17 protein-coding genes are annotated in these 25040 nt (G+C 64.2%); 9 read left to right on the plus strand and 8 right to left on the minus strand.

Annotated elements, in window-relative coordinates; genetic code table 11:
- The first annotated feature begins 8 nt into the window (after positions 1 to 8).
- From CXY73_RS14710 to CXY73_RS14720, 3 genes are read left to right on the plus strand one after another with little or no spacing between them, the layout of a single operon-like run.
- The gene (locus CXY73_RS14710; protein ID WP_104135412.1) at positions 9 to 668 is read left to right on the plus strand and encodes a lytic transglycosylase domain-containing protein; all 660 of its coding nucleotides are present in this window, start codon (positions 9 to 11) and stop codon (positions 666 to 668) included.
- 60 nt (positions 669 to 728) lie between these two features.
- Complete coding sequence (locus CXY73_RS14715) at positions 729 to 1031, plus strand: hypothetical protein (RefSeq protein WP_104135411.1); 303 nt, start codon at positions 729 to 731, stop codon at positions 1029 to 1031.
- Positions 1028 to 1786, plus strand: coding sequence for an alpha/beta hydrolase (locus CXY73_RS14720; protein WP_104178126.1), 759 nt, complete (start codon positions 1028 to 1030; stop codon positions 1784 to 1786). The genes CXY73_RS14715 and CXY73_RS14720 overlap by 4 nt, the downstream gene beginning before the upstream one ends.
- A gap of 14 nt (positions 1787 to 1800) precedes the next feature.
- On the opposite strand, the gene CXY73_RS14725 is transcribed toward CXY73_RS14720, so the two are convergent.
- Positions 1801 to 2850, minus strand: a complete 1050-nt coding sequence (locus CXY73_RS14725; protein ID WP_104135409.1) for an AI-2E family transporter — start codon at positions 2848 to 2850, stop codon at positions 1801 to 1803.
- 23 nt (positions 2851 to 2873) lie between these two features.
- Positions 2874 to 4481, minus strand: coding sequence for a hypothetical protein (locus tag CXY73_RS14730; RefSeq protein ID WP_104178127.1), 1608 nt, complete (start codon positions 4479 to 4481; stop codon positions 2874 to 2876).
- A 244-nt stretch (positions 4482 to 4725) separates the two neighbouring features.
- On the opposite strand from CXY73_RS14730, the gene CXY73_RS14735 reads away from it, so the two are divergent.
- Together CXY73_RS14735 and CXY73_RS14740 are read left to right on the plus strand one after the other, a co-directional pair.
- Entirely contained in the window at positions 4726 to 6543 is a 1818-nt protein-coding gene (locus CXY73_RS14735) for a hypothetical protein (RefSeq protein ID WP_104135407.1), read from the plus strand.
- Complete coding sequence (locus CXY73_RS14740) at positions 6540 to 7517, plus strand: tetratricopeptide repeat protein (RefSeq protein WP_104135406.1); 978 nt, start codon at positions 6540 to 6542, stop codon at positions 7515 to 7517. Before CXY73_RS14735 ends, CXY73_RS14740 begins: the two co-directional genes overlap by 4 nt.
- Positions 7518 to 7536: 19 nt before the next feature.
- On the opposite strand, the gene glgB is transcribed toward CXY73_RS14740, so the two are convergent.
- Positions 7537 to 9726, minus strand: coding sequence for a 1,4-alpha-glucan branching protein GlgB (gene glgB, locus CXY73_RS14745; protein WP_104135444.1), 2190 nt, complete (start codon positions 9724 to 9726; stop codon positions 7537 to 7539).
- A gap of 155 nt (positions 9727 to 9881) precedes the next feature.
- On the minus strand, positions 9882 to 12002 hold the full coding sequence (locus CXY73_RS14750; RefSeq protein ID WP_104135443.1) for an alpha-1,4-glucan--maltose-1-phosphate maltosyltransferase: 2121 nt from the start codon (positions 12000 to 12002) through the stop codon (positions 9882 to 9884).
- Positions 12003 to 12092: 90 nt separating this feature from the next.
- Between CXY73_RS14750 and glgP the strand changes: the two genes are divergently transcribed.
- The gene (gene glgP / locus CXY73_RS14755) at positions 12093 to 14660 is read left to right on the plus strand and encodes an alpha-glucan family phosphorylase (protein ID WP_104135405.1); all 2568 of its coding nucleotides are present in this window, start codon (positions 12093 to 12095) and stop codon (positions 14658 to 14660) included.
- 34 nt (positions 14661 to 14694) lie between these two features.
- On the opposite strand, the gene glgX is transcribed toward glgP, so the two are convergent.
- Positions 14695 to 16773, minus strand: a complete 2079-nt coding sequence (gene glgX, locus CXY73_RS14760) for a glycogen debranching protein GlgX (protein ID WP_104135442.1) — start codon at positions 16771 to 16773, stop codon at positions 14695 to 14697.
- A gap of 56 nt (positions 16774 to 16829) precedes the next feature.
- Between glgX and CXY73_RS14765 the strand changes: the two genes are divergently transcribed.
- The 3 genes from CXY73_RS14765 (at position 16830) to ligA (ending at position 21499) form a co-directional block, all read left to right on the plus strand.
- Positions 16830 to 18008 (plus strand): cysteine desulfurase family protein, encoded by a 1179-nt coding sequence (locus CXY73_RS14765; protein ID WP_104135404.1) that lies wholly within the window; start codon positions 16830 to 16832, stop codon positions 18006 to 18008.
- A 61-nt stretch (positions 18009 to 18069) separates the two neighbouring features.
- Entirely contained in the window at positions 18070 to 19233 is a 1164-nt protein-coding gene (gene mnmA / locus CXY73_RS14770) for a tRNA 2-thiouridine(34) synthase MnmA (RefSeq protein WP_104135403.1), read from the plus strand.
- Entirely contained in the window at positions 19226 to 21499 is a 2274-nt protein-coding gene (ligA, locus tag CXY73_RS14775; RefSeq protein WP_104178129.1) for an NAD-dependent DNA ligase LigA, read from the plus strand. Before mnmA ends, ligA begins: the two co-directional genes overlap by 8 nt.
- 165 nt (positions 21500 to 21664) lie before the next feature.
- Here the strand turns inward: ligA and CXY73_RS14780 are convergent, their stop codons facing one another.
- From CXY73_RS14780 to CXY73_RS14790, 3 genes are all read right to left on the minus strand, one after another.
- Positions 21665 to 22858: a glutathione-independent formaldehyde dehydrogenase gene (locus tag CXY73_RS14780; RefSeq protein ID WP_233198362.1), complete on the minus strand. Its 1194-nt coding sequence runs from the start codon at positions 22856 to 22858 to the stop codon at positions 21665 to 21667.
- 185 nt (positions 22859 to 23043) lie between these two features.
- Positions 23044 to 23865 (minus strand): aldo/keto reductase, encoded by an 822-nt coding sequence (locus CXY73_RS14785; RefSeq protein WP_104178131.1) that lies wholly within the window; start codon positions 23863 to 23865, stop codon positions 23044 to 23046.
- A gap of 39 nt (positions 23866 to 23904) precedes the next feature.
- Positions 23905 to 24891 carry a zinc-binding dehydrogenase gene (locus CXY73_RS14790; protein WP_104135399.1) on the minus strand — a complete coding sequence of 329 codons (987 nt, stop codon included), beginning with the start codon at positions 24889 to 24891 and terminating at the stop codon, positions 23905 to 23907.
- Positions 24892 to 25040: the final 149 nt, after the last annotated feature.

The following is a 25040-nucleotide window of genomic DNA, read 5'->3' on the forward strand; positions in this document are numbered from 1 at the left end:
ATCTAGTAATGGGTAGGCATCTGCAAATAATCGAATCCGTCCCGGCCGCGACGCGGCCGCCGGTTCGTCGAACTCGACGTCGGGCTAAGCCGACTCACTTTCTGTTCGGATTCACCGCCGCCTTCGCGTTCGTGCTCGTGACTGTCGTCGATCCCTACTCGGGTGCCACTGCATCCCCCTACTTTCAACTCGCCGGCAGCACCACCGATGAGGGGCCGGTTCAGGCCGTGCTCGTGGCTGGCAGCTACACCAATACCATCACTCGCGACGGCTTCACCGTCACCGAGAAGCCCAAACCGGTTCCGGTGGTCGTCGCCGTGGAAAAGAAGCGAAGCGTGGCCGCACCGTCCGCCGCTGTGCCGGATCCCGGCTCGGCTCAGGCCTATGCCTACGACGCTGTTGCGGGTCGCGGCTGGGGCGAAGACCAGTACAACTGCCTGATTTCATTGTGGCAGAAGGAATCGGGCTGGCGCGTGAACGCCGAGAACAGTTCGAGCGGTGCCTACGGCATTCCGCAGGCGCTTCCAGGCTCCAAGATGGCCACGGCCGGTGACGACTGGGCGACCAACGCCGGAACCCAGATTGAATGGGGCCTCGGTTACATAACAGCCCGCTACGGAACCCCGTGTGGCGCCTGGGCGAAGTCCCAAGCCTCGGGCTGGTACTAGCCTCACGGTCTCGCTGCCCTGCCGGTACGGCGCTGTTGGGCAGCGACCTAGACTGGTGTGATGGCGCGCAGCAATCGACCCCGAGGCCGCAAGTCAGCTCCGCGAGACGATGACGAAGACGCCGACCTGAACAACCTGCTGGCGGGCTGGCGCCGTAGCGAGATACGCCGCGACGGGCTGTGGCATGTTCAACCGGTTCCGGCCAAGCAAGCCGCGAAGACGTATTTGTGTCCCGGCTGCACCCTCGACATCGCGCCTGGTACGGCGCACATGGTCACCTGGCGCGGCGACGGAGTGCTCGGCGACGCGGCCGACCTGTCCAACCGGCGGCACTGGCACACTCACTGTTGGAGAATCAAATGACCGAGGAGACGTCCGTGACCCTGCCGGTCGACATTCGTGGCGGCATCAAACTGCCCGCCAGTATCGAGTACATCGAACTCAAAACCAGCGATGGCCTCACCCTGGTGGGTGAGTTGGCGACTCCGATCGGGCGTGCGTCGGTGGCGACACTCGTGACGCTGCATCCTTTGCCCACGGCCGGGGGATTCATGGACTCGCACATTCTGCGCAAGGCGGCCAACCGCCTGCCGGCGATGGCCGATCTGGCCGTGCTTCGGTTCAACACCCGCGGGACCTCGTCGCCGCGCGGCACCAGCGGCGGTGATTTCGGGGAGGGCGTCACCGAACGCGCCGACGTGGCCGCGGCGATGGCTTTCGTCGCTGAACGCCACCTGCCCAATCCGTGGCTGGTCGGCTGGTCCTTCGGTACTGAGCTCGCCCTCAAATACGGACTGGAGCACCCGATCCGTGGGGCTATCCTGCTGTCACCGCCACTGCACCGCACGACGAAGGCCGAACTGGCCGCGTGGGCCGGAAATGAGCGGCAGCTGGTCGCGGTCATTCCCGAATTCGACGATTACCTGCGACCGGATGCCGCTCGCTTAAAGTTCGCAAGTGTGCCTGGCCTGCAATTCGTAGCAGTCGAGGGCGGTAAGCATCTGTGGGTCGGCGAAAACCTGACCCGGCGGGTGCTCACCGAGATCGTCACTACCGTCAACCCCGCTGCGCTGCCGCTACCCACCGAATGGATGAACGGCCTGCACGACGCGTTCTGAGCAAGTTCTGAAAACTAGAGCTCGTTTTGGCGGGGGATGACGACCTGCTTGACAATCATGATGACCGACGCGGCAACAGGGATGGCGATCAGCGCGCCGAGAATGCCGAGCAGGCTGCCGCCAGCCAGGGCCGCGATCACCACGACAGCGCCCGGCACTGACACGGCCCGGTTCATGATGTTCGGGCTGAGCACGTATGCCTCCACCTGCATATAGATGAGGTAGTAGATCGCCGCGACCAGAGCAGTCTGCGGCGAGCTGCCGATCTCTGGAATCAGGCAGGTCAGCACGATGATGACCGAGCCCGAAATGGTACCGATGAGCGGAATGAGCGAGAGCAGAAAGGCGATGAAGGCGAGCAACGCCGGAAACGGTGCGCCGATGATAGAGAGAAAAATAAAGCTCAAGACGCCATTGACCGAGGCGAGTGCGGCCTGGCCCACGATGTAGCGGCCGACTGCCGTGGTGATCTGCTCGCTGATATCGGTGAAACGCTCCCGCTTCGACGCGGGAACCAGCTGGTAGGTGGCGCGCTTCATGCTGTTTAGTGAGGCCGTGAAGTACAGCGTGAGAATGAGAATGATGAGAGCGCCGAACAGGCCACCGACAAACGCGAGACCCGACTGAACTACCGTCGTCGTGATGTTGGTGAGGTTGCCGCCCAGAAAATTGGTCACGGTCTTGGTGATCTCCGTGACGTCGAAGCCGGGAAACTGCTTCTGGAGATCAATGAGATAAGTCGAACTATTCACCGCTTTGACCAGTTCGGGGATGAGGTTGGACAGCTTGGTAACCTGGTCAACGATGATCGGAGCAATCGCGAAGACGACGCCGGTGAGCACACCGAGCACAGCGGCGACCACGGTCAGAATCGCGGCCCAGCGAGGAAACCGTTTCTTCTCCAACCAGGAGACGGCCGGATCGAGACCGAGCGCGATGAACAGCGCGGCTCCCACGTAGATGATGATCGTCTGCAGCGTGATTACCGAGGTGATGATCAAAAGGCCGAGGCCTACGCCCAGGGTGCCGACGAGTCCGAACCGAAACGCATTCTGAATTTTCACGTATCGTCTCCAGGAGTAGGGGATTACTCGGCTGCGACCCGCTCTGCCTGGGTCAAAACGCTGCGCAGGCTTTCAAAGTACCCCGCCACAGCGTCGCGCTCAATTCTAATCTGCGCCATGCGATCTTCGGCGTCAGCGACCAGAGCCCGCGACCGTGTCGTAGCGTTCTCGACGAGGGCCGAAGCGCTGGTCTGGGCGTCGTGCAGAATGCGGGCGGCAGTCTCATCGGCGAGGTCCTTATTCGCCTTGGCCTCGGCGCGGGCTCCCGTGTCCAGCTGCTCGTTGAGCGCACGCAGTTCGAGCGTGCGCTCGGTGGTTTCGGCGAGCTGCCTGGCGGCATCCGTTTGGAATTTCTGCGCCAGCGCCACCGCTCCCTGGTGAAGGGTGAGGTGCTCCTGCTCTGCCTCGTCGCGGCGGGCTTTCAACTCGACATCGAAGTCGGCTCGGACCTGGTCAATTTCTCGGGCCAGTTGGGCTGCCTCGTGCTGGCCGGTCGTGAGCGTGGCAGCGAGCTCGGTTTGCAGGTCGATGCGCGCCTGCTCGGCCTCGGCCTCGGCCTCGAGGCGGGCTTGCTGGTTGTCCCGGGTCAGGTCGGCGCCGGCCTGTTCCACCTCGGCGGCGAGGGTGGCGCGTGCCTGCTCGATCTCGCGATCGGCCGTGGCGCGTTTGCGCTCGAGATCGCGGGCGAGATCGGTCTGCGCCTGCTCGCTCTCGATCTCGGCGACTGCGCGTGCCTGCTCGATCTCGCGGGCCACGTCGATGCGGCCCTGTTCCACCTCGGCGGCGAGCAGGGTGCGCGCCTGCTCGGCCTCGTGGGCGCGGCTCAGGCGGGCTTCTTCCGTGTCGCGCGCGAGATCCACGCGAGCCTGGTCGGTTTCGGCAGCCAGCGTCACGCGAGCCTGGTCCGTCTCCTGCTTCAGGGTCGCGCGCTGCTGGTCGAGTTCCAGTGCTACTTCGGCGCGAATGAGTTCTGTTTCGCGCGTCAGGCCGGCCGCTTCTTCGCGAGCCTCGGTGGCTTCACGCTGCGCGACGACGCGCACCTCGGCGGCTTCGCGATCCGCTTCAGAACGGATGGCTGACACCTCGCGTTTCACCGTGGCCCGGGCCTCGGCCGCCTCGGTGGCGACGGTCCCGCGAATCAGCGAAGCGTCCCGGGCAGCGTCCTGTATGACCAGCGACTGCTCGTCCTGGGTGCGTGCGCGCAAGTCATCCGTTTCAACGCGAGCATCGTCGAGCAGTCGCCGTGCTTTGACGGCGGCGTCGGAAAGGGTTCGTTCGGCCTGCTCAGTGGAAGTCCGTCGCAGCTGCTCGACCTCGTCGCTGGTCGTGGCGCGCAGTTTCTCAGCGTCGATATCGGCCTGGGCGATCACACGGGTGGACTGTTCCTCGGCGACGCGCAGGGTGTTTTCCAGCTTCGTGCCCAGACCGGAGAACGTGGGACTGCCGACCTCTTCGATCTCTGCGGTGAGGTCATCGATGTGCGCGGCCAATCGTTTGACCTCGCGGCTGGCCTGAGCATTTTGGGTATTGGCCTGGATGAGTTGCCGGCGCAGGGATTGGACCGCCTTGGCGACCTCATCTTTGTCATAGCCGCGAAATACCTGGGTGAAATCGGCGTCGTCGTCAGACACTTGTACTCCTTACACATGGGGCCGGGCCCCTCAATGGATCGTGCATTACGGGGCACCCGTCCAATTTTAGTGTGTTGCTGCCCTGCACGGTACGCGCCGACCGCCAAGTGCGCGCGAAAGAGCTATTAGGCTCCTTTCAGGCGAACGGAGTAACGTAGAAAACCGTGTCTGAGGACTTTCAGTCACGTGGGTCAGCCAAAGTGACTGAACAGTACCAACCAGCTCAATTGCTGAAGGGTGATACGTGCGTTTTGTTCTAGCCATCGTGGCATTCGTTCTCGCCGCCGTGATGATCGTGCTCGGCATCGCGCAGCGCACAATTCTGCTTGAACCGGCCTTCACTTCACTGAGCTCGACGGCCGCCGGCGAGACTTTGTACACAGTGATCGACCCGGGCGCCCTCGCGGCCTCCCCGGGGAGCCAGACAATCAACGTGCGCGGCGAGGGAACCATCTTTCTGGCCTACGGTCGCTCCGAAGACGTGGCCGCCTGGATCGGCGATGACGCCTACTCCACGGTGGCGCTGAGTGAGAAAACGGGCGAACTGACCTCCACAGTCACGGCTGCCGTCGAACCCGACACGGACGTCGACAGCTCGGACGAACCGGCTGCAGCGGATGCTGTCGAGCCCCTGATCGTCAGTCCGGCCGGTTCCGACCTGTGGCTCGAGGAGATCAGTGACACGGATTCGTTGACGACCACGCAGACCCTCCCGGAGGGCATTTCGGTGCTCGTTGCTTCGGACGGAATCGAACCGGCGCCGGCGAGCATCCGTTTGTCGTGGGCGTCGGATAATTCCACACCGTGGGCCGGCCCACTGCTCGCCGGCGGCGCACTGCTGCTGCTGTTCGGACTCGTGTCGTACCTGCTGGCTCTGCTGCACCTGCGCCGGTCACGGCGACCGCGCCGCAACGTTCCGCGCGGACCACGCCTGCCGCGCGCCCCCCGACCGAAAGCCATCAAGGCCAGTCAGATCACCTCGCCGCGCCGCGGTATTGCCCGCCGCATAGCAATCCTGCCGATGATCCTGGTGTCCGGTCTCGCCCTGAGCGGATGCTCGGCCGACCTCTGGCCCGATTTCAGCGCGACGACGATGGAAACGGCGACCCCGACCCCGACTCCGGTGTCCACCGACTCGGTCGAAGCGGCCGCCGAGCTGGCACCGCCGGCCGTCACGGTCTCCCAGCTTGAGATCATCATGGGCGAGATTTCGCTCCTGACGGCGGATGCCGACGCGACCCTCAACGCGGACACTCTTGCGACCCGCTTCACCGGCCCCGCGCTGGAACAGCGCCTGGCCAACTATGCGATACGGGCAGTCGACGCGACGGTGCCGCCACTGCTGGCGTTGCCGGGAGCCCCACTCACCTTCACGCTGCCTCAGCAGACGAATTCCTGGCCGCGAGTGGTGATGACTGTGATTCAGAACGAAACGGATGCCGAGATTCCACCAACCGCAATTATTCTGCAGCAAGAATCGCCGCGGGCGAACTATCTCATCGAGTATGCCTTCCAGCTTGAACCCGCTGCGCGGGTACCCGAAGTTGCTCCGGCTCTGATCGGGGCGCCGGCGATCGCCCCCGACAACAAACTTCTGCTGTTGCCGCCGAACGAACTGGCCGCGGTCTACGCCGATGTGCTCCTGCGGGGCGCTGCGAGCCCGTCCGTCGGCTTGTTCGAAGACGAAGTGGATGCCTTCCGTGCCCAGTTTGACGCCAGCCGCGCCGACCGGCAGGCAGCCCTGCCCACCACCGCATCGATCGAATTCGGCACGGCGGCGGGGGACGGCGGCACCATCGCCCTGGCCACCAACGACTCCGGCAGCATCGTGGCGGTCAGCGTCAACGAGACCGAGATCGTCAAACCGATCAACGACGGTGCCACGGTCAGCCCGAGCGGGGCTGCCAGCAAGGCGCTGTCGGGAATCTCATCGTCGGCCAAGGGTATTCTCAACACCTACAGTGACCAGCTGTTGTTCTACGTGCCGACGGCCGGATCGAGCGACAAAATCATCCTCCTGGGCTTTGCCCAAGGCCTCACCAAATCTGCGGAGCTTCCATGACCAACCTGCCCCCGTCCAGTTCCAATTTGCGCGGAGCGGTTGACCTCTCCTCGCTCGTCAACCGTGGCCAGGCTGCAGCGCCTGCTACATCCGGTGCCGCTGCGGGACCAGCGGCCGGTGGCGCTCCGGCCGGTGTCGTGCCGGTGCCGAGCCTCGTGCTCGATGGCACCGACGCGAACTTCGGAGAGCTGCTCGAGTTGTCCTCGCGCGTGCCGGTGATCGTCGGACTTTGGGCCTCCCAAAGCGAACCTTCTACGGCACTGATGAGCGTGCTGGAGAAGCTGATCACCGATCTGGCCGGCCGGTTCGTGCTGGCCCGCGTCGATATTGATGCCAACCCGCAACTCGCGCAGGCATTCCAAGCCCAGTCGGTACCGACGGTCGCCGCCGTCATCACCGGTCAGCCGGTACAGCTGTTCAACGGCCCGTTGGCCGAAGAACAGATCAGCGACGTGCTTAGCCGCGTGCTCGAACTCGCTGCCCAGCAGGGCGTGACCGGCACGGCCGAGGCGCCGGCCGTTGCCGCAGACGGAGAACCGGCCGAGGTGGTTGAAGAGCCCCTGCCGCCGCACCACCTCGAAGCCTACGCCGCGATCGAGGCCGGTGACTATGCCACCGCGCAGAGTGAATACCGCACGGCGCTCGCCCAGAACCCGAATGACACCATGGCCGTCGCCGGCCTTGCTCAGGTCAGCCTGCTGGCCCGCCTACAGGGCAAAACTATTGACCAGATTCGTAACGGTGCAGCATCCGCTCCCGATGATCTCGACGCACAGCTTCTAGTCGCCGACCTCGACTTGTCCGGTGGGCACATCGAGGATGCCTTTGATCGCCTGTTGAGCCTGTTTCCGGCCCAGCTTGCCCCTGGCCGCAACGCCATTCGCGAGCGCATCCTCGAGCTGTTCGAGGTCATCGGCCAAGACGACCCTCGGGTCCCTCCGACTCGCTCCCGTCTGACAGCCCTGCTCTACTGATCGTCTCGCCTGAAGAGGGTTAGCGGCGAAGGCGCAGCCAGAGACCGGCCAGGGGAGGCAGGGTCAGGGTTGCAGAGGCGGGGCGACCGGCCCAGGGCTCGTTGTAGGCCTCGACGTTTCCTTGGTTACCCACCCCGGAGCCGCCGAAGTCGCTGGCATCCGTATTGAGAATCTCTTCCCACGCTCCGGCGAACGGCAGACCGACTCGGTAGCCGGTGTGCGGCTGCCCGGCGAAGTTGAAAAAGCAGGCCACCGGAACGCCGTGGTTGTCCCAGCGCAGAAACGACACGACGTTTTGGCTGGCGGCGCCGGCGTCGAGAATCTCGAACCCACCCGCATCGTTGTCGCGGCTCCACAGGCTCGCGTTGTCGCGGTAGACCCGGTTGAGCTGACCGACCAGGTTGAACAGGCCGCGGTGCGCCGGCTGATCGAGCATCCACCAGTCCAGTGCGCGCTCCTCGCTCCACTCCGAACGCTGTCCGAACTCGCTGCCCATGAACAACAGTTGTTTGCCCGGGTGCGCCCACATGAACGAGAGATAGGCGCGCACGTTCGCAAGCTGCTGCCAGGAATCGCCGGGCATCTTCGAGACCAGGGCGCCCTTACCGTGTACGACCTCGTCGTGGCTGATCGGCAGCAGAAAATTTTCGCTGAACGCATAGATGAACGAGAACGTGATCTCGTTGTGATGATACGACCGGTACATCGGGTCGACCTGCATATACTCGAGCGAATCGTGCATCCAGCCCATGTTCCACTTGAAGCCGAAACCGAGCCCGCCGCCGCTGGTCGGGGACGTCACCCCTCCCCAGTTGGTGGATTCCTCGGCGATCATGATGGTGCCGGGATTACGCTTGTAGGCGGTCGCGGTGATCTCCTGCAGCAGGCTGATCGCCTCGAGGTTCTCGTTGCCGCCATACTGGTTCGGCTCCCACTGGCCGTCTGCCCGCGAATAGTCGAGGTAGAGCATCGAGGCGACCGCGTCGACGCGCAGGGCATCAATGTGGAATTCCTCGAGCCAGTACAGGGCATTCGCGACGAGGAAGTTGCGCACCTGCAGCTGACCGAAGTCGAAGATGTAGGTGCCCCAGTCCAGCTGTTCACCGCGGCGCGGGTCCGGGTGCTCGTATAGGGCCTGGCCGTCGAAGCGGGCGAGGGCGAAGTCATCCTTCGGAAAGTGGCCGGGCACCCAATCCATGACCACGCCGATGCCGGCCTGGTGCAGCCGGTCGATCAGGTAGCGCAGGTCGTCTGGCGAGCCGAAACGGCTGGTCGGCGCGTAATAGCCGCTGACCTGATAGCCCCACGATCCGCCAAACGGATGCTCAGCCAGGGGCATGAATTCCACATGCGTGAAGCTGAGTTCGTTCAGGTACCCGACCAGCTCGTCGGCGAGTTCCCGGTAACCGAGCCCGGGTCGCCAGGAGCCCACGTGCATCTCATAGATGCTCATCGCCTGGTTGTGCGGATCGTTGGCGCTGCGGTTGGCGAGCCATTCGGCATCCGCCCACTCGTAGTTGGATGCGGTAACGACCGACGCCGTCTGTGGCGGAACTTCGGCGAGGCGGGCCATCGGGTCGGCCTTTTCGACCCAGACGCCGGACTGCGCGAGCAGCTGGAACTTGTAGTTGGTGCCGAGCGCGAGGCCCGGAATGAACAATTCCCACACGCCGGTGCTGCCCATGTTGCGCATGGCGTGGGTGGAGCCGTTCCATCCGTTGAAGTCACCGATGACCCGCGCGGCCTGCGCGTGCGGTGCCCAGACGGCAAACGAGGTACCGGTCGAAGGGGCCGTGACGCCCTGGTGCTGACGGTGGTGTGCCCCGAGAACGTCCCACAGGCGTTCGTGGCGGCCCTCGCCGATCAGATGCAGATCCAGTTCGCCGAGGGTCGGAATGAAACGGTACGGGTCGTCGCAGATCCACGGTGGCGCAGACTTATAGCGGGCCTCGATCGTGTAGTCGCTGAGCCCGACGGTGCTGTCCCCCTGCCAGATGCCGTGCGCAAGGTGAGCCAGCTCAACGTGCGACCCGTTGGCGAGAATCGCAAACACTTCGGTGGCGAGCGGTCGCAGCGCTCGGATGATGACGAGCGGGTCAGACACGCCGGCCGGGTGGGCAAGGTGTTGGCCGAGAATCTCGTGCGGGTTGTAGTACCGGCCGGCGGCGACGGCCTCGAGCACATGCTCGGGGATGGGCGCGGGTTCCATCGGGGCCGAGTTCTTCTGGGCTTTGCTGGGCACGGATTTCGGGGACTGTGCTTTCTTGCCGTCGATTTTCTTTGCCGGACCCTTCGGGCTTGTGGACTCGTGCTTGTTGTTTTTCTGGTGTTTCTTGTCTTTCTTGTCTTTCTCTTTGTGACCGCTCATGCTGGGTCCCAAGTGTGCGGTGTGACGTGCAGAATATGTACCGGCTCTGTGAACGCGTCGAGTCGCACAAAGTTGTCGGCCGCCCAAGTCCAGGTGGCTCCGGAGACCAGATCGTGCACGTCAAAGCTGTCACCGCGTGCAATACCGAACCGGGTGACGTCCAGGTGCACGATACTTTCGCGCACGGAGTGCGGGTCGACGTTGGCGACGATAATGAGGGCATCCGCTTGGCCGGTGCCGGTGAACGCGGCGTCGAGGTACTTGCTATAGACCAGAATCGAGTCGTCGTCACTGGCATGGATATCGAGGTTACGCAGTTGCGCGAACGCCGGATGCTTCGCCCGAATGCGGTTGAGCAGCGTGAGGTAGGGTGCGAGGGATTTGCCGAGCTCCTCGGCCTTGCTCCAGTCGCGCGGCCGATACTCGTACTTCTCGTTGTCGATATTCTCTTCGGCGCCGGGCCGGGCGACGTTCTCGAAGAGGTCGAAACCCGCGTACACACCCCAGCTGGGCGCTGCCGTCGCGGCGAGGGCCGCGCGAATCTTGAACGCGGCCGGGCCGCCGAACTGCAGGTATTCGGTAAGAATATCCGGCGTGTTCACGAACAGGTTGGGGCGCAGAAAGTCTGCCGTGTCGGTGGCGAGGCCGTCAAAGAATTCCTCGAGCTCAGTCTTCGTGTTGCGCCAGGTGAAGTAGGTGTACGACTGCTGAAAGCCGACCTTGCCGAGCGCCTGCATGAGCGCCGGGCGGGTGAACGCTTCGGCCAGAAACACCACGTCGGGGTCGGTCGCATTGACCTCCGCGATGAGCCACTCCCAGAAGTCCAGCGGCTTGGTGTGCGGGTTATCGACCCGGAAGATGCGCACGCCAAGGCTGATCCAGTAGCGCAGCAGGCGCAGCGCCTCGAGCCGGATGCCGGCCGGATCGTTGTCGAAATTGATCGGGTAGATGTCCTGATATTTTTTCGGCGGGTTTTCGGCGTAGGCGATGGTGCCGTCGGGCAGGGTCGTGAACCACTCCGGGTGCTCTTGTACCCAGGGATGGTCTGGGGAGGCCTGCAGGGCAAAGTCGAGGGCAATCTCAATGCCGAGGCCGGCCGCCTTTTTCAGAAAGGACGTGAAGTCGGCGATGGTACCGAGATCGGGGTGGATAGCGTCGTGACCGCCGTCGGCCGATCCGATCGCCCAGGGCGATCCAGGATCGCCGGCGGCTACGGTGAGTGAGTTGTTCGGACCCTTACGGAAGGCCTGCCCGATCGGGTGGATCGGCGGCAGGTAGAGCACGTCGAAACCCATCGCCGCGACGGCGGGGAGACGCTTCGCAGCGGTGCGGAACGTTCCGCTCTTCCAACTTCCATCTTTTTGCCGAACGGCGCCCTCCGAGCGCGGGAAGAACTCGTACCACGAACCCACCCCGGCCCTGGCACGTTCGACGATTATGGTGCGTTCGGCCGAGAGCGAAGCCAGCCCGGCGAGGGGGTGGGTGGCGATGGCTTGCCGCAGCGCGGCATCCGCTACCGCGAGTAGTCGTGTGGCGTCCGGTTTGCTGGTGTCGGCGAGGGCGGTCGCTGCAGCCTGAAACAGGCGGCGGGCCGCGAGCGGGCGATTCTGGTCGATGCCGCCCTGCAGCATCAGCGCGCCGCCGATACTGAACATGAGTTCTACGTCGATGCCGGCCGGAACCTTGATCTGCGCGTTGTGTTCCCAGGTGGCGAACTCGTCGGCGTAGGCGCGCACCCGATACCGCCAGTGGCCAGCGACGCCGAGGAGCACCGGCACGCCGTAACGGTCGGTCCCCTCGCCCTGCAGTAGCATGGGATGCCGGGTTTCGCTGCCGTCGGGCGCCGTGAGCTGCAGGTCGACACCGATCAGGTCGTGGCCCTCACGAAAAGCGGTGGCGCCGAACGGTACGACCTCGCCGGCGAAGGCGCGGGCCGGCCACTGATTGTCGTTCAGTTGGGGCGAGAGGTCGAGCACAGGAATGCGACCAACGGCCGCGCGGGACGCAACGCCGGCTGCCTGCGGAGACGCACCGGTCTTGGCGCTGCTCGATGTTATCGGCAGAGTCGTCTTTTTTGCTGCTGTCTTGGCCACAGAACGACCGTAGCGTGAAAGCATGGCAATCATGCCAGTCTCGCCCGCCTCGCCTGCGGGACGCGAACAATCGGCGTTACGTGTTCAACATCTGGCACCCCTAAGGTTGTCCTCGTGAAGGCCATCCGCAAATTTACCGTCCGTGCCGTCCTCCCCGAGCCCCTTGCGGCGCTGGAGGAGCTTGCCGGCAATCTTCGCTGGTCGTGGCACGAGCCCACCCGCCAGCTGTTCGAGCGCATCGCCCCCGAACTTTGGCGCGAGATCGGCACCGACCCGGTTGCCCTGCTCGGCGCGGTCGACCCGCACCGTCTCGACAACCTCGCCCAGGACCACGACTATGTGGCCGAGGTCAACGGCACCAGGGACGCCCTGCGTGACTATCTGGAGCAGCCGCGCTGGTACCAGAGCCTCGAGGGCGAGAAGCCCGCCGCGATCGCCTACTTCTCACCGGAATTCGGCATCGCCGCCGCCCTGCCGCAGTACTCTGGCGGCTTGGGCATTTTAGCCGGCGACCACCTCAAGAGCGCCTCTGACCTCGGCCTACCGCTCGTCGGCGTCGGCCTGTTCTACCGCGCCGGCTACTTCAGCCAGGCCATCTCGCCGGACGGCTGGCAGATGGAAAGCTACCCGCTGCTCGACCCCGATGGACTGCCGCTTTCCGTATTGCGCCGGGCCGACGGCTCCGCCGTACAGGTCTCGCTGGCTCTGCCGGATGACCGCACCCTGCACGCCCGAGTGTGGCAGGCCAAGGTCGGTCGGGTGCGCTTGCTGCTGCTCGATACCGACATTCCCGAAAACGCCGACGACCTGCGCCTGGTCACCGACCGACTCTACGGCGGCGGCGGCGAACACCGCCTGCTGCAGGAACTATTGCTCGGCATCGGGGGCGCGCGCGCCGTCAAACTGTGGAGCTCGCTGCACGGCCTGGCCGAACCCGAGGTGTTCCACACCAATGAGGGCCACGCCGGTTTTCTTGGCCTCGAGCGCATTTCGAGCCTGATCGGCGAGGGCTTGAGCTTTCAGGAAGCCCTGCAGGTGGCCCGCGCCGGAACCGTCTTTACTACCCACACCCCGGTCGCCGCCGGCATCGACCGGTTTGAACGTTCCCTGGTTCGCCGCTATTTCGGCACAGACCTGCTGCCGGGCGTCGATGTGGAGGACCTGCTCGCGCTCGGTGCCGAAAGCTACGCCGGCGGTTCCTCCGACGTGTTCAACATGGCCATCATGGGCCTGCGCCTGGGCCAGCACGCCAACGGCGTGTCGACCCTGCACGGGGAGGTCAGCCGCCGCATGTTCAACGGCCTCTGGCCCGGTTTTGATTCAGCGGATGTCCCAATAACGTCGATCACGAATGGTGTGCACGCTCCAAGCTGGACCGACCCGGCCCTCAAGAGCCTCGCGCTCAACAAACTCGGCACGAGTGACACGTCAACGGCCAACTGGGCCTCCGGCGAGGTTACGGACCAGGATCTTTGGTCGGTGCGCGGTCAAATGCGCCTGCAGTTCGTCGAGGATGCCCGCCGACGCCTGCTGAACGCTTGGCGCGACCAGAATCCGGGGGGCATCTCCCCGGCCTGGATCGGCCGGGTCTTCGACCCGAACGTGCTGACAATCGGATTCGCCCGCCGTGTTCCCACCTACAAGCGCCTGACCCTGATGATGCACGACCCCGAACGCTTGCGTGCCTTGCTGCTGCACCCGGAGCGTCCGATTCAGATCGTAATTGCCGGCAAATCTCACCCCGCCGATGAGGAGGGCAAACGACTGATCCAGAAGATCGTGCAGTTCGCCGCCGACCCGGCGCTTCGCGGCCGCATCGCGTTCCTGCCGGACTACAACATTGCGATGGCCCAGCTGATGTATCCGGGAACGGATGTCTGGCTCAACAATCCGCTCCGCCCGCTCGAAGCCTGCGGCACTAGCGGCATGAAGGCGGCACTGAATGGCGCGCTCAACCTGTCGATCCTCGATGGTTGGTGGCCGGAATACTACGACGGCAAGAACGGCTGGGCGATTCCCTCGGCCGATTCCGCCGGGGACTCCGCCGAACGCGACCGGCTCGAGGCCGAAGCGCTCTACGAGCTGATCGAGCATCAGGTCGCGCCGATGTTCTACGAGCGCAACGCCGACGACGTGCCTGAACGTTGGGTGTCTAACATTCGGCACACGCTTTCCACGCTGTCACCGCAGCTTTCGGCGGACCGGATGGTGAGCGAATACGTGCAGCGGCTGTATCGTCCGGCTGGCCACTTTGAGGCGCTGATGTCGGCCAACAACTACCGGGCCGCCCGCGAACTGGCCGCGTGGAAAGGCAAGATCGTCTTCGCCTGGCCGCAGGTTGCTGTGACTCACGTCGAATCCGGCGGGGTGTCCTCGGTGCCCGAGGTCGGTGACGACCTGCACCTCCGCGCGCACGTACAACTGAATGGGCTTTCCGCCGACGATGTGACCGTCGAGGTCGTCTATGGCAAGAGCCTCGGCACCGACGAACTGCGCGATGTCGCCATGCAGGCGCTGGCTCCGGCTCCGCTGAAGGATGCTCCGGCCGGCGGCGCGACCCTGTTCACCGGAACGGTCGAACTCGACCGGGCCGGAGCCTTCGGCTACACAGTACGGGTCGTGCCGAAGAACTCGTTACTGATCAGCCCTGCCGAGATGGGCTTGGTCGCCGTCGCGAACTAGCGGTTGCGGCCGGCCCGTCGCTTCACGCCGGCGGTCAGGGGCGCGCGGTGGCGCGCGGCACGAATGCGCCGTGCGCGCGCATGAGTTGCATCGAAGCACCCGGCACGAACAGGGGAGCGCTCGGTGCATGCTCGATGACCAAGTCGCGCAGGTCATCGTGACTGGAATCCCAGAGCAATGTGTAGGCATCCACTCCCTCGTGTTTGGGCAGCGTGACGGTCTGATCCTGCTCGCGAGCGTTCACCACGAGCAGGATGCGATTGAAGGCTTCGTGCTCCGGTGTGGACGCCGCCATGTACTGCAGGGTACGTTCAGTGGGCGAGTTCCAGGCGTCACCTTGCAGCGCCTCACCGGCGATGTTGTACCAGTCCAGCTGGCTTGCGCTCGGGGTGGTCTCGCCGAATCGACCGAAGTGCACCGGCCGCAATGCCGGGTTCTCCCGGCGCAGCTGCAACAGCCGTCGGGTGACCCGGTGCAGGTCCTGCTGCCAGTCATCAAAGTCCCAGTTGAGCCAGGTCAGTTCGCTGTCCTGGCAGTAGGCGTTGTTGTTACCGCGCTGGCTGCGACCGAATTCGTCACCGGCGGTGAGCATCGGAATTCCAGCCGACAGCAGCAGCGTGCCGAGCAGATTACGCATGGCCTTGCGCCGGGTCGCCAGAATCGCCACGTCGCGGGTCGGGCCCTCGACGCCGTGGTTGTACGAGCTGTTATTGTCGGTGCCGTCGCGGTTCGACTCGCCGTTGCCGAGGTTGTGCTTGCTGTTGTAGGCGGTCAGGTCAGCGAGCGTGAACCCGTCGTGCGCGGTGATGAAGTTGAGTGAAGCGAGTGGACCGCGCTCCTTGGAGAAGGTGTTTGACGAACCGGCGACGCGGGTCGCGAAGCGTCCGATGCCGCTGCCAGCCGAGCCGGTCCGGCGCAAGCTCTGCATGTCGGATAGCCAGAAGTCGCGCATCCGGTCGCGGTAGCGGTCGTTCCATTCGGTCCAGCCGGGCGGAAAGTTTCCGGTCTGCCAGCCGCCCTGGCCGACATCCCAGGGTTCGGCGATGAGCTTCACTCCGGCCAGGTCGGGGTCGTCACGAATCTGCGCGAGCAGCGGATGCTGTGGGTCGAACACGACGCCGGCGTCACGACCGAGGGTCGCGGCCAGGTCGAAGCGAAAACCGTCGATCTGTACCTCGTTCGCCCAATATCGCAGCGAATCGAGCACGAGCCGCCGGGGCACATCATGGCTGAAGTTGATGGTGTTGCCGCAGCCGGTCACGTCGATGTAGGCGCCGGACTCGTCCTGGCGGTAGTAGGCGGCGTTGTCGATGCCGCGCAGACTCGTCACCGGGCCATTGCGTCCCTCTTCGGCGGTGTGGTTGTAGACCACATCGAGGATGACCTCGAGCCCGGCCTCGTGCAGCAGCTTGACCATGCCCTTGAATTCTCGCAGTACGGCTTCCGGACCGGCCGACTGAGCGGCCTGGGTGGCATAGTCGGCGTGCGGCGAGAAGAAGTTGAGAGTGTTGTAGCCCCAATAGTTGATCAGGCCCTGTTTGATCAGGCGTTGCTCCGACACGAAGGCCTGCACCGGCAACAGTTCGATCGCGGTCACGCCGAGATCTTTCAGGTAATGGATGGTCGATTCATGGGCCAGACCGGCGTAAGTTCCGCGCAGGGCAGCCGGAACGAGCGGGTTGAGCCGGCTGATCCCGCGCACGTGCGCCTCGTAGACGACGGTGTGATCGAGCAGCGTCGCCGGTTTGGTGGCACCGTTCCAGTTGAACGCGTCATCGACGACCGAGGATTGCCACAGCCCGGCACCGACCCGAACCAAGCCGCGGGAATATGGCTCGATCAGGGTTTTCTCCGGGTGAAAAGAGTTATTGGGGTTTGCCGGACCCGACACCCGAATGCCGTAACGCCGTCCCGGCGACAGGGTCCGAGATTTTCCGGACCAGACGCCGTGCAGGTCCTTGGTCATCGGCACACTCTTGATGATCCAGTTGGGGTCGGTGTCGTCGAACAGACAGAGGTCCATGGCGTCGGCGTGTTCGGCCCAGACGCGCAGTTCGCCACCGGCGCTGGTGAGTCGCACGCCGAGATTGCGCAGGGGGTCGGCGGAACTCATGAGTTCAAGAGTAAGCCGTTCGCGCACCGGCATCCGCTCATCTGTAAAATGGTGGAATGGTTGTCTATTTGGATCATGCGGCGACCACGCCCATGCTTCCCGCCGCTATTGCCGCGTACGCCGAAGCGATGGGGGTCGTCGGTAACCCCGCGTCCGTGCACAGCCAGGGCCAGAATGCTAAACGGATGCTCGAAGAATCGCGCGAGATCGTGGCGGCGAGCCTCGTCTGTGACCCGATCGAAGTCGTTTTCACCGGCAGCGGTACCGAGGCGATCAACCTCGGCATCAAGGGGTTGTACTGGGCGCGCGCGCCACGCCGGCGCATTTTGGTGCCCGGCGGGGAACACCACGCCACGCTCGATACGGTCGAGTGGCTAGCGCAGCACGAGGACGCCATCGTCGAGTGGATTGCGCTCGACGACCGGGGCCGCATCGACCTCGGCGCGCTCGAGGCCGCCATTGCGCGCGACCCGCTCGATATCGCTCTGGTCAGCGTGATCATGGCTAACAATGAGGTCGGCACCATCGAACCCGTCGCGGAGGTGGCAGCGCTCGCCGCAGCCCATGGCATTCCGGTGCACGTCGACGCGGTCGCGGCCTACGGTTATATACCGGTCGATTTTCGTGCGCTCGCGGCCGCGGGCGTGTCGGCGCTGAGCGTGTCGGCGCACAAAGTCGGCGGCCCGGTGGGTATCGGGGCGCTCGTGCTCGGCCGGGCGACGACCGTCGAACCTCTTATTCACGGTGGTGGCCAGCAGCGCAAGGTGCGTAGCGGCACCCAGGATGTCGCAGCGGCGGTCTCGTTCGCCGTGGCAGCATCCGCTCTCATCGCACACGGCGATGAAAACGCTCGCCTGATGGCGCTGCGCGATCGAGTGATCGCCGGTGTGGCCCTGGTCGCGCCCGGAGCTCAGCTCAACGGTGACTCGACTCACCGGCTGCCCGGCAACGCCCATTTCAGCTTTCCGGGCTGTGAGGGCGACTCGTTGCTGTTCGCCCTCGATGTCGCCGGGGTATCGGTGTCGACCGGATCGGCCTGCCAGGCCGGCGTGCCGGAACCCTCGCACGTGCTGCGGGCGATGGGACGCAGCGAGAGCGAATCCCGCGGGGCGCTGCGCATCACGCTCGGGCACACATCGACCGACGCCGACGTCGACGCACTGCTGGCGGCACTGCCTGCGGCGCACGCCCTGGCGCTCGCCGCGGGTATGGCCGATCGGGTGCCCGGGCACTGACCGTTACGTTTGCAGGGTCAGCACGGGCGCGTACACTCGTTGGGTGAAGGTTTTAGCAGCAATGAGTGGCGGTGTAGATTCCGCCGTCGCAGCCGCGCGCGCGGTCGAGGCAGGGCACGAGGTGGTCGGCGTGCATCTCGCACTGAGCCGCATGCCGGGCACGCTGCGCACCGGCAGCCGCGGCTGCTGCACCGTGGAAGATTCGATGGATGCCCAGCGCGCCGCCAACATCATGGGCATTCCGTACTACGTTTGGGATTTCTCCGAACGGTTTAAGCTCGACGTCGTTGACGACTTCATCGCCGAATACGCGGCTGGCCGCACCCCGAACCCCTGCATGCGCTGCAACGAGAAGATCAAGTTCGCCGCCCTGCTCGAGAAGGCCATGGCCCTCGGCTTCGACGCCGTATGCACCGGCCACTACGCGAGCATTCTGACGGATTCCTACGGCAACAAGCAACTGCACCGCGCGGCCGCATGGGCTAAAGATCAGTCCTACGTGCTTGGCGTGCTCACCGCCGACCAGATCAACCACTCCATGTTTCCGCTCGGCGCCACGCCGACCAAGGCCGAGGTACGGGCCGAAGCCGCTGAGCGCGGCTTCTCGGTGGCCAACAAGCCGGACTCCTACGACATCTGCTTCATTCCTGACGGTGACACCAAGGGCTGGCTCGGCGAACGCGTAGCCCCCGCCACCGGCGACATTCTGGACCGAGAGGGCAATACGCTCGGCCAGCACGACGGCGCCGTCGCGTTCACCGTGGGCCAGCGTAAGGGGCTGTCGATCGGCACCCCGGCCGCCGACGGCAAGCCGCGCTTCGTGCTCGAGGTGCGCCCGATCACCAACACCGTCGTCGTCGGCCCGAAAGAGGCGCTCGCCATCAAGGAGATCGCCGGCAACAAGTACACCTGGGCCGGGCTCGCGCCCGAGCACCCCGAGGTGGAGTTCGCCTGCCACGTGCAGATTCGTGCCCACGCCGACCCAGTGCCGGCTGTTGCTCAAGTCGTGTCCACCACCGCGTTCACCGGAGTAGACGGCACTGTCGAATTGCGCATCATCCCGAACGAGCCGCTCGCCGGCGTCGCCCCCGGGCAGACCGCCGTCGTCTATATCGGAACCCGGGTGCTCGGCCAGTGCACCATCGACCGCACGGTTAGCGCCGTGCCGGTTTTCATTGATTCTGCAAGCACCGCTTCGGCCAGCCCCGTCCCGGTCAATGCCTGAGTCCGTCGCCGACACCACCCCCGACGCGACGCCCCTGGATAGCCTCGTCGTCGCCTCTGCCGAGGCCGCCGACATCACCACCCGCGTGCTTGTCGCCCGTGATGCCTACTACAGGCAGGATGCGGCTGTTTTCTCCGACGCCGACTACGACCTCCTGGTGCAGCGCCTTGCCGAACTTGAACGGCTCTACCCCGAGCTGCAAAGCCAGGACAGCCCAACCCAGACGGTCGGCGGGCGCGCTGAAACGACCCTGTTCGATCCGGTCACCCATGCCGAACGGATGCTCAGCCTCGACAACGTCTTCTCGATCGAAGAATTCGAGACCTGGGCTCGCAAGGCCGCGGAGAATTCCGGCCGCGCCGTGCACTACCTGTGCGAGCTCAAGATCGACGGTCTCGCGATCAACCTGCGCTACGCCAACGGGGTGCTCGTCTCGGCGGCCACCCGCGGCGACGGGGTCGTCGGCGAAGACGTCACCGAGAACATCGATCTGGTTCCCGGCATCCCGAGTCGGCTGGCCGGCACCGGGCATCCGTTGTTGATGGAGGTGCGTGGCGAAGTCTTCTTTCCTGTGGCGGCGTTCGACGAACTCAACGCCGCGCAATCCGCTGCGGGAGAGCGGGTGTTCGCGAACGCCCGCAACGCAGCGGCTGGGTCGCTGCGACAGAAGGCCGCTGGCAAGAACACCGACCAGCTGCGCCTCATGAAGGCGCGCCTGGGGCGGCTGCGCATGCTGGTTCACGGCATCGGCGCTTGGGAGAATCCGCCCGTGCAGACCCAGTCTGAGGTCTACGGCCTGCTCGAGGGTTGGGGGCTGCCGACCAGCAGTTACTTTCGCGTGGTTCCGTCGGTCGCCGAGGCGGCTGAATTCATCGAGTACTACGGAGCACACCGCGGCAGCGTTGTACACGAACTCGACGGCATCGTGGTCAAGATCGACGAGCTCGCCCTGCACGCCGAGCTTGGCGCCACCAACCGGGCGCCGCGCTGGGCCATCGCCTACAAGTACCCGCCGGAGCAGGTCAACACGAAACTGCTCGACATCGTCGTGAGTGTTGGCCGCACCGGACGTGCCACCCCGTTTGCAGTAATGCAAAAAGTGCTCGTGGCCGGTTCCGAGGTGCGCCAGGCAACCCTGCACAATCAAGACGTTGTCAAAGCCAAGGGCGTGCTGATCGGCGACATCATCGTGCTTCGCAAGGCCGGTGACGTGATTCCCGAGGTGCTCGGGCCGGTCGTCGAGCTGCGCGACGGCACCGAACGCGAATTCGTCATGCCGCTGAACTGCCCGGAGTGTGGCACGCCGCTCGCCCCGGCCAAAGAGGGCGACATCGACCTGCGCTGCCCGAACGCCCGCAGCTGCCCCGCGCAGGTTCGTGGGCGGGTAGAGCACATCGGCAGCCGAGGCGGCCTCGATATCGAGGTGCTCGGCGAGGTCGCGGCCTCCGCGCTCACCCAACCGACCGTGCCGGCCGACCCGCCGTTGTCGACCGAGGCTGGCCTGTTCGACCTCGAACTCGCCGACCTGCTGCCGATCCAGGTGCTCGTGCGCGACGCCGAAACGGGCTTACCTAAGGAAGACGACGGGGTTGCGAAAATTCGTATGCCGTTCTGTCGCAATCCGAATCCCGCCGAGAAGAAGCAGGGTCTGACCGGTCTTCAGCCGTCGTCGAACGCACTTAAACTGCTGGTCGAGATTGAGAAAGCCAAGACGAAGCCGTTATGGCGCATTTTGGTGAGCCTGAACATCCGTCATGTCGGCCCGGTCGCCGCTCGTGCACTGGCCAACCACTTCGGTTCGCTCGATGCCATTCGTGCCGCGACCCGCGAAGAACTCGCCGGGGTCGACGGGGTCGGCAGTATTATCGCTGACGCCGTGCTCGACTGGTTCCAGGTGGATTGGCACGTCGATATCGTGACCCAGTGGGCCGCGGCCGGTGTGCAGTTTGCCACGCCGGGCCACGCCGGTCCAGGCGCGGCCGAGACCGCTGGGGGAGTGCTCGCCGGGCTGACCGTGGTCGCCACCGGATCGCTTGAGGGTTTCACTCGGGAGGGCGCGCAGGAAGCGATCATCGCCGCCGGCGGTAAGAGCGCGTCGAGCGTGTCGAAGAACACGGATTTTGTCGCCGCCGGGCCGGGCGCAGGATCCAAGCTCGGTAAGGCCGAAACCCTCGGCATCCGCATTCTCGACGCCGACGAGTTTCGCACCTTGCTCGCGGGAGGGCCGGACGGGTTGGCGCCCGCGTCCTCCCCGGTATCCACATAGGCGGTCGCACAGGCCCCTGGGGTCCCCGTAGCATATGAGCGGTCGCCCACCGGGCTGCCGGTGTTTCTCCGAGTGGGCGACCAGAGCCTGACGAACTTGAGTTCACGCCCTCGACGGTCGAGTCCGAGCGATGATCGCACCTTGGCGAGGCCGTTCAATAGTGGTCTATTCGGGCTTGAGGATGACTTTGGTCCATCCATTGTTACGGTCCCCGAAGTTCTTGTAGGCATTGGGGGCTTCGCTGAGCGGGATCTCGTGCGAAACGATCCAGGATGGCTTGGCCTTGCCCCCGGCAATCAGCTCACGCAATTGCCGATTGTATTTTTTCACCGGACATTGGCCGCTGCCCATGCTCTGGCCTTTGAGCCACTGCAGACCGTAGTCAATGGCAATCTTGCCCCGCTTGGCGTTCTCGTCGAAGCCGCCGGGATCTGCCGGCAGGAAGACGCCGACAACGCCGATGCCCCCGGTGATGCGCACGGACTGAATCAGCCGGTTCAGAGTCATAGCGGGGTCTTCGGTGCCTTGTGGGTCGTGGGACTGATAGCCCACGCATTCACAACCCCGGTCCGCGCCGATACCCTTGGTCTGGTCCAAAACGAACTGAACCGGGTCCGTCTTTGAGTCATCAACGGCGATTGCGCCGATCTGTTCGGCCAGAGCCAGCCGGTCTGGGCGTCGGTCCACGACCCAGACTTTACTGGCACCCTTGATTGTCGCAGACAGGGCAGCCATCAGCCCGACCGGACCCGCTCCGTAAATCACGACTGTGTCCCCGGGGATAACGCCGGCCATCTCTGTAGCGTGGTAGCCGGTAGGAAAGATGTCCGAGAGCATGACGTAATCGTTTTGCTTTTCTATTGCGTCTTCACCCAGGCGCAGGCAGTTGTTGTCGCCATAGGGCACGCGCAGCATTTGGGCCTGCCCGCCGGGGTACGGACCCATTCCGGCGAAGCCGTAGGCGGCGCCTGCACCGATCGGGTCCGGTTGAGTGGTCATGCAATAGTTGGTGAAACCGCGTTCGCAATTCTTGCAAAAACCGCAGGAAATATTGAACGGCAGTACGACGTGCTCGCCGACTTTGACCGCATCGACTCCGTTACCGACCTCGATGACCTCGCCCATGTTCTCGTGGCCAAACGTGCGTCCAACCGCGAAATCGGTGCGTCCCTCATACATGTGCAAATCTGAACCGCAAATATTTGTCGCCGTAATGCGTACGAGAACATCAGTGGGACGTTCGATCTTGGCATCTGGAACTTCTTCAACATTGACCTCATTGGGGCCCTTGTAAACGACTGCTTTCATTTTTTCACTCCCTGAATTTTTGACCGTGTATGACGGAAGGTCCGTCTTCACTTTCGGAGGTATTGAATGGATGAATATCCGACAGCCTTAAGCTGTGCAGAAAATGAGCATGTCTCATTAATATCACGATCGGACGTGACCTGCCACTGTGCATCTCGTGGGAAGCCGGCAGGGCGGTGACGAAATTTAGAGAACTCCGCCTGGCCAGAGTGCACTTCAAGAAAGAGTGGACGGCGTCACAGAATATCGAGTGGTTGCTTGCTGCGGGGCGCCGGAAATGCGTTATCCAGAGACAGACAATCCTCGGAATCGAGGACTACCGCGCCCGCGCCGACATTCTGCCGCACGTGCTCGAGCGATGATGCCTTGGGGATCGCGATGACACCCGGTTGCCGGATGACCCAGGCGAGCGCGATCTGGGCACCAGTCACGCCGTGGCGCTCTCCGATTTCGGCCAGTAGTGGATGCGCAAGCAGGGTCGGTCCCTGACCGAGTGGCGAATAGGCCATGAGTGGCATGCCCCGGTGTTGTTGCCAAGGCAGGAGGTCGAACTCGATGCCCCGACTGCCGAGGTTGTAGAGCACCTGATTGGTGGCGCATCCGCCTGGTGCTCGCTCCAGGTCATCTTGGTCGAAATTCGATAAACCCCAGCTTCGTATCTTGCCCGCTGCACGGAGGTGTTCGAACCCGTCAACGGTCTCGGACAGTGGAAAACCGCCGGACCAATGCAGTAAATAGACATCGAGCCGATCGGTTTCGAGCCGGCGGAGGCTGCGCTCGCACGCCGCGACGACGCCGCTGCGACTCGCGTTATGTGGGTAGACCTTGCTGACCAAGACGACCTCATCGCGTTGGCCTCGGATGACCTCGCCGACCAGTTCTTCCGAGGCACCATCGCCATACATTTCGGCGGTGTCGATCACGGTCAGGCCGGCGTCGATCCCCGCCCGCAGGGCTGACACCTCGCTCTTTCGTTTTGCGGCGTCCTCACCGAGATGCCAGGTTCCCTGGCCGATGACGGGCACCCGAACGCCGTTGAAGAAGTCGGTTTCGCGCATGCGGTTCCTTCCCGAGTGTGCATTTCCAGACGGTCTGGCTTACGTATTCAGAATGCTGAGAACGATCTTGCCGAGGTGCGAGTTCGCGGCCATGAGATCTTGCGCCTGTTGGACTTCGGTCCAGGGCAGGATCCGATCGATCAAAGGGCGTAGTGCTTCGAAAGCCGGGTCGACCTCGGAGCGCAGCGCGGCGACGATGGCGGTTTTTTCGGCAGCGTCACGGGTGCGAAAGGTGACCCCGATGATGCTCAGTCGTTTAAAAGCCAGTGCTTCCAGATCAAGATCACCATGGGCACCGCCGAGGCGCCCCACACCGACCAGGCGTCCCAGGAGTGCTGCGCAGCGAATATTGTCCGCAAGATACGGACCGCCAACGTGGTCGATGATGACGTTGACCCCGCGGCCATCCGTCAGTTCCAAAACCCGATCTGCGAAACCGGCCTCACCGACCTCGACCACGTGATCGGCACCCTGAGAACGGAGCAGGTCCGTTGCCCGGTCCGTGCGAACGGTAGCAATGATCAGTCCAGCGCCCAGGTACTTTGCCAGCTGGACGCACTGAAGCCCCACCGACGAGGCAGCTGCATGAACGAGCACCGTTTCGCCCGGCTCAAGGCCACCCGCAGTGCGAAGTGCATTGTGCTCGGTCATCAATCCGAGGATGGCAGCAGCACCCTCCGCGTAGGTCCACGCCGGCGGAATCGGTACAACCAGCGCCGCGTCGACAACGACTTCCTCGCTCAAACCTCCACTGACGGTAGTCATGATGCGGTCCCCGACGTGAACGCCCTTCACCTCGCTTCCCACACTGACGACGTCGCCCGCGGCATCCAGCCCCACAACGACCGGAGCGCTGCCTGCGCTGATCGGCTGGTGGGTTCCCGCGCGCTGGCCCAGGTCGGCACGGTTCACCGACGCAGTCCGCACACGGATCTTCACCTGACGCGGGCTCGGTTCAGGGCTCGGGAGATCCCGCATCGAAAGCACGGATCCGCCCGGGTTCTGCTCAACAACAAAGGCTCTCATATCTGCCAGTGTGCTACGAAACGGTTACTGCCCGCTGAAATTTTGGCTTCGTGGAGGGTTCTTTTTCGTCGTCGGCGATACCGAAGGTCACTCGATCAACGCGAAAGCGGGCCACCCGGTGTCGGTTCCGGTACCGGGCAGCGGACACG

The organism is Cryobacterium sp. Y50, assembly GCF_002929805.1.
GTDB lineage: Bacteria > Actinomycetota > Actinomycetes > Actinomycetales > Microbacteriaceae > Cryobacterium.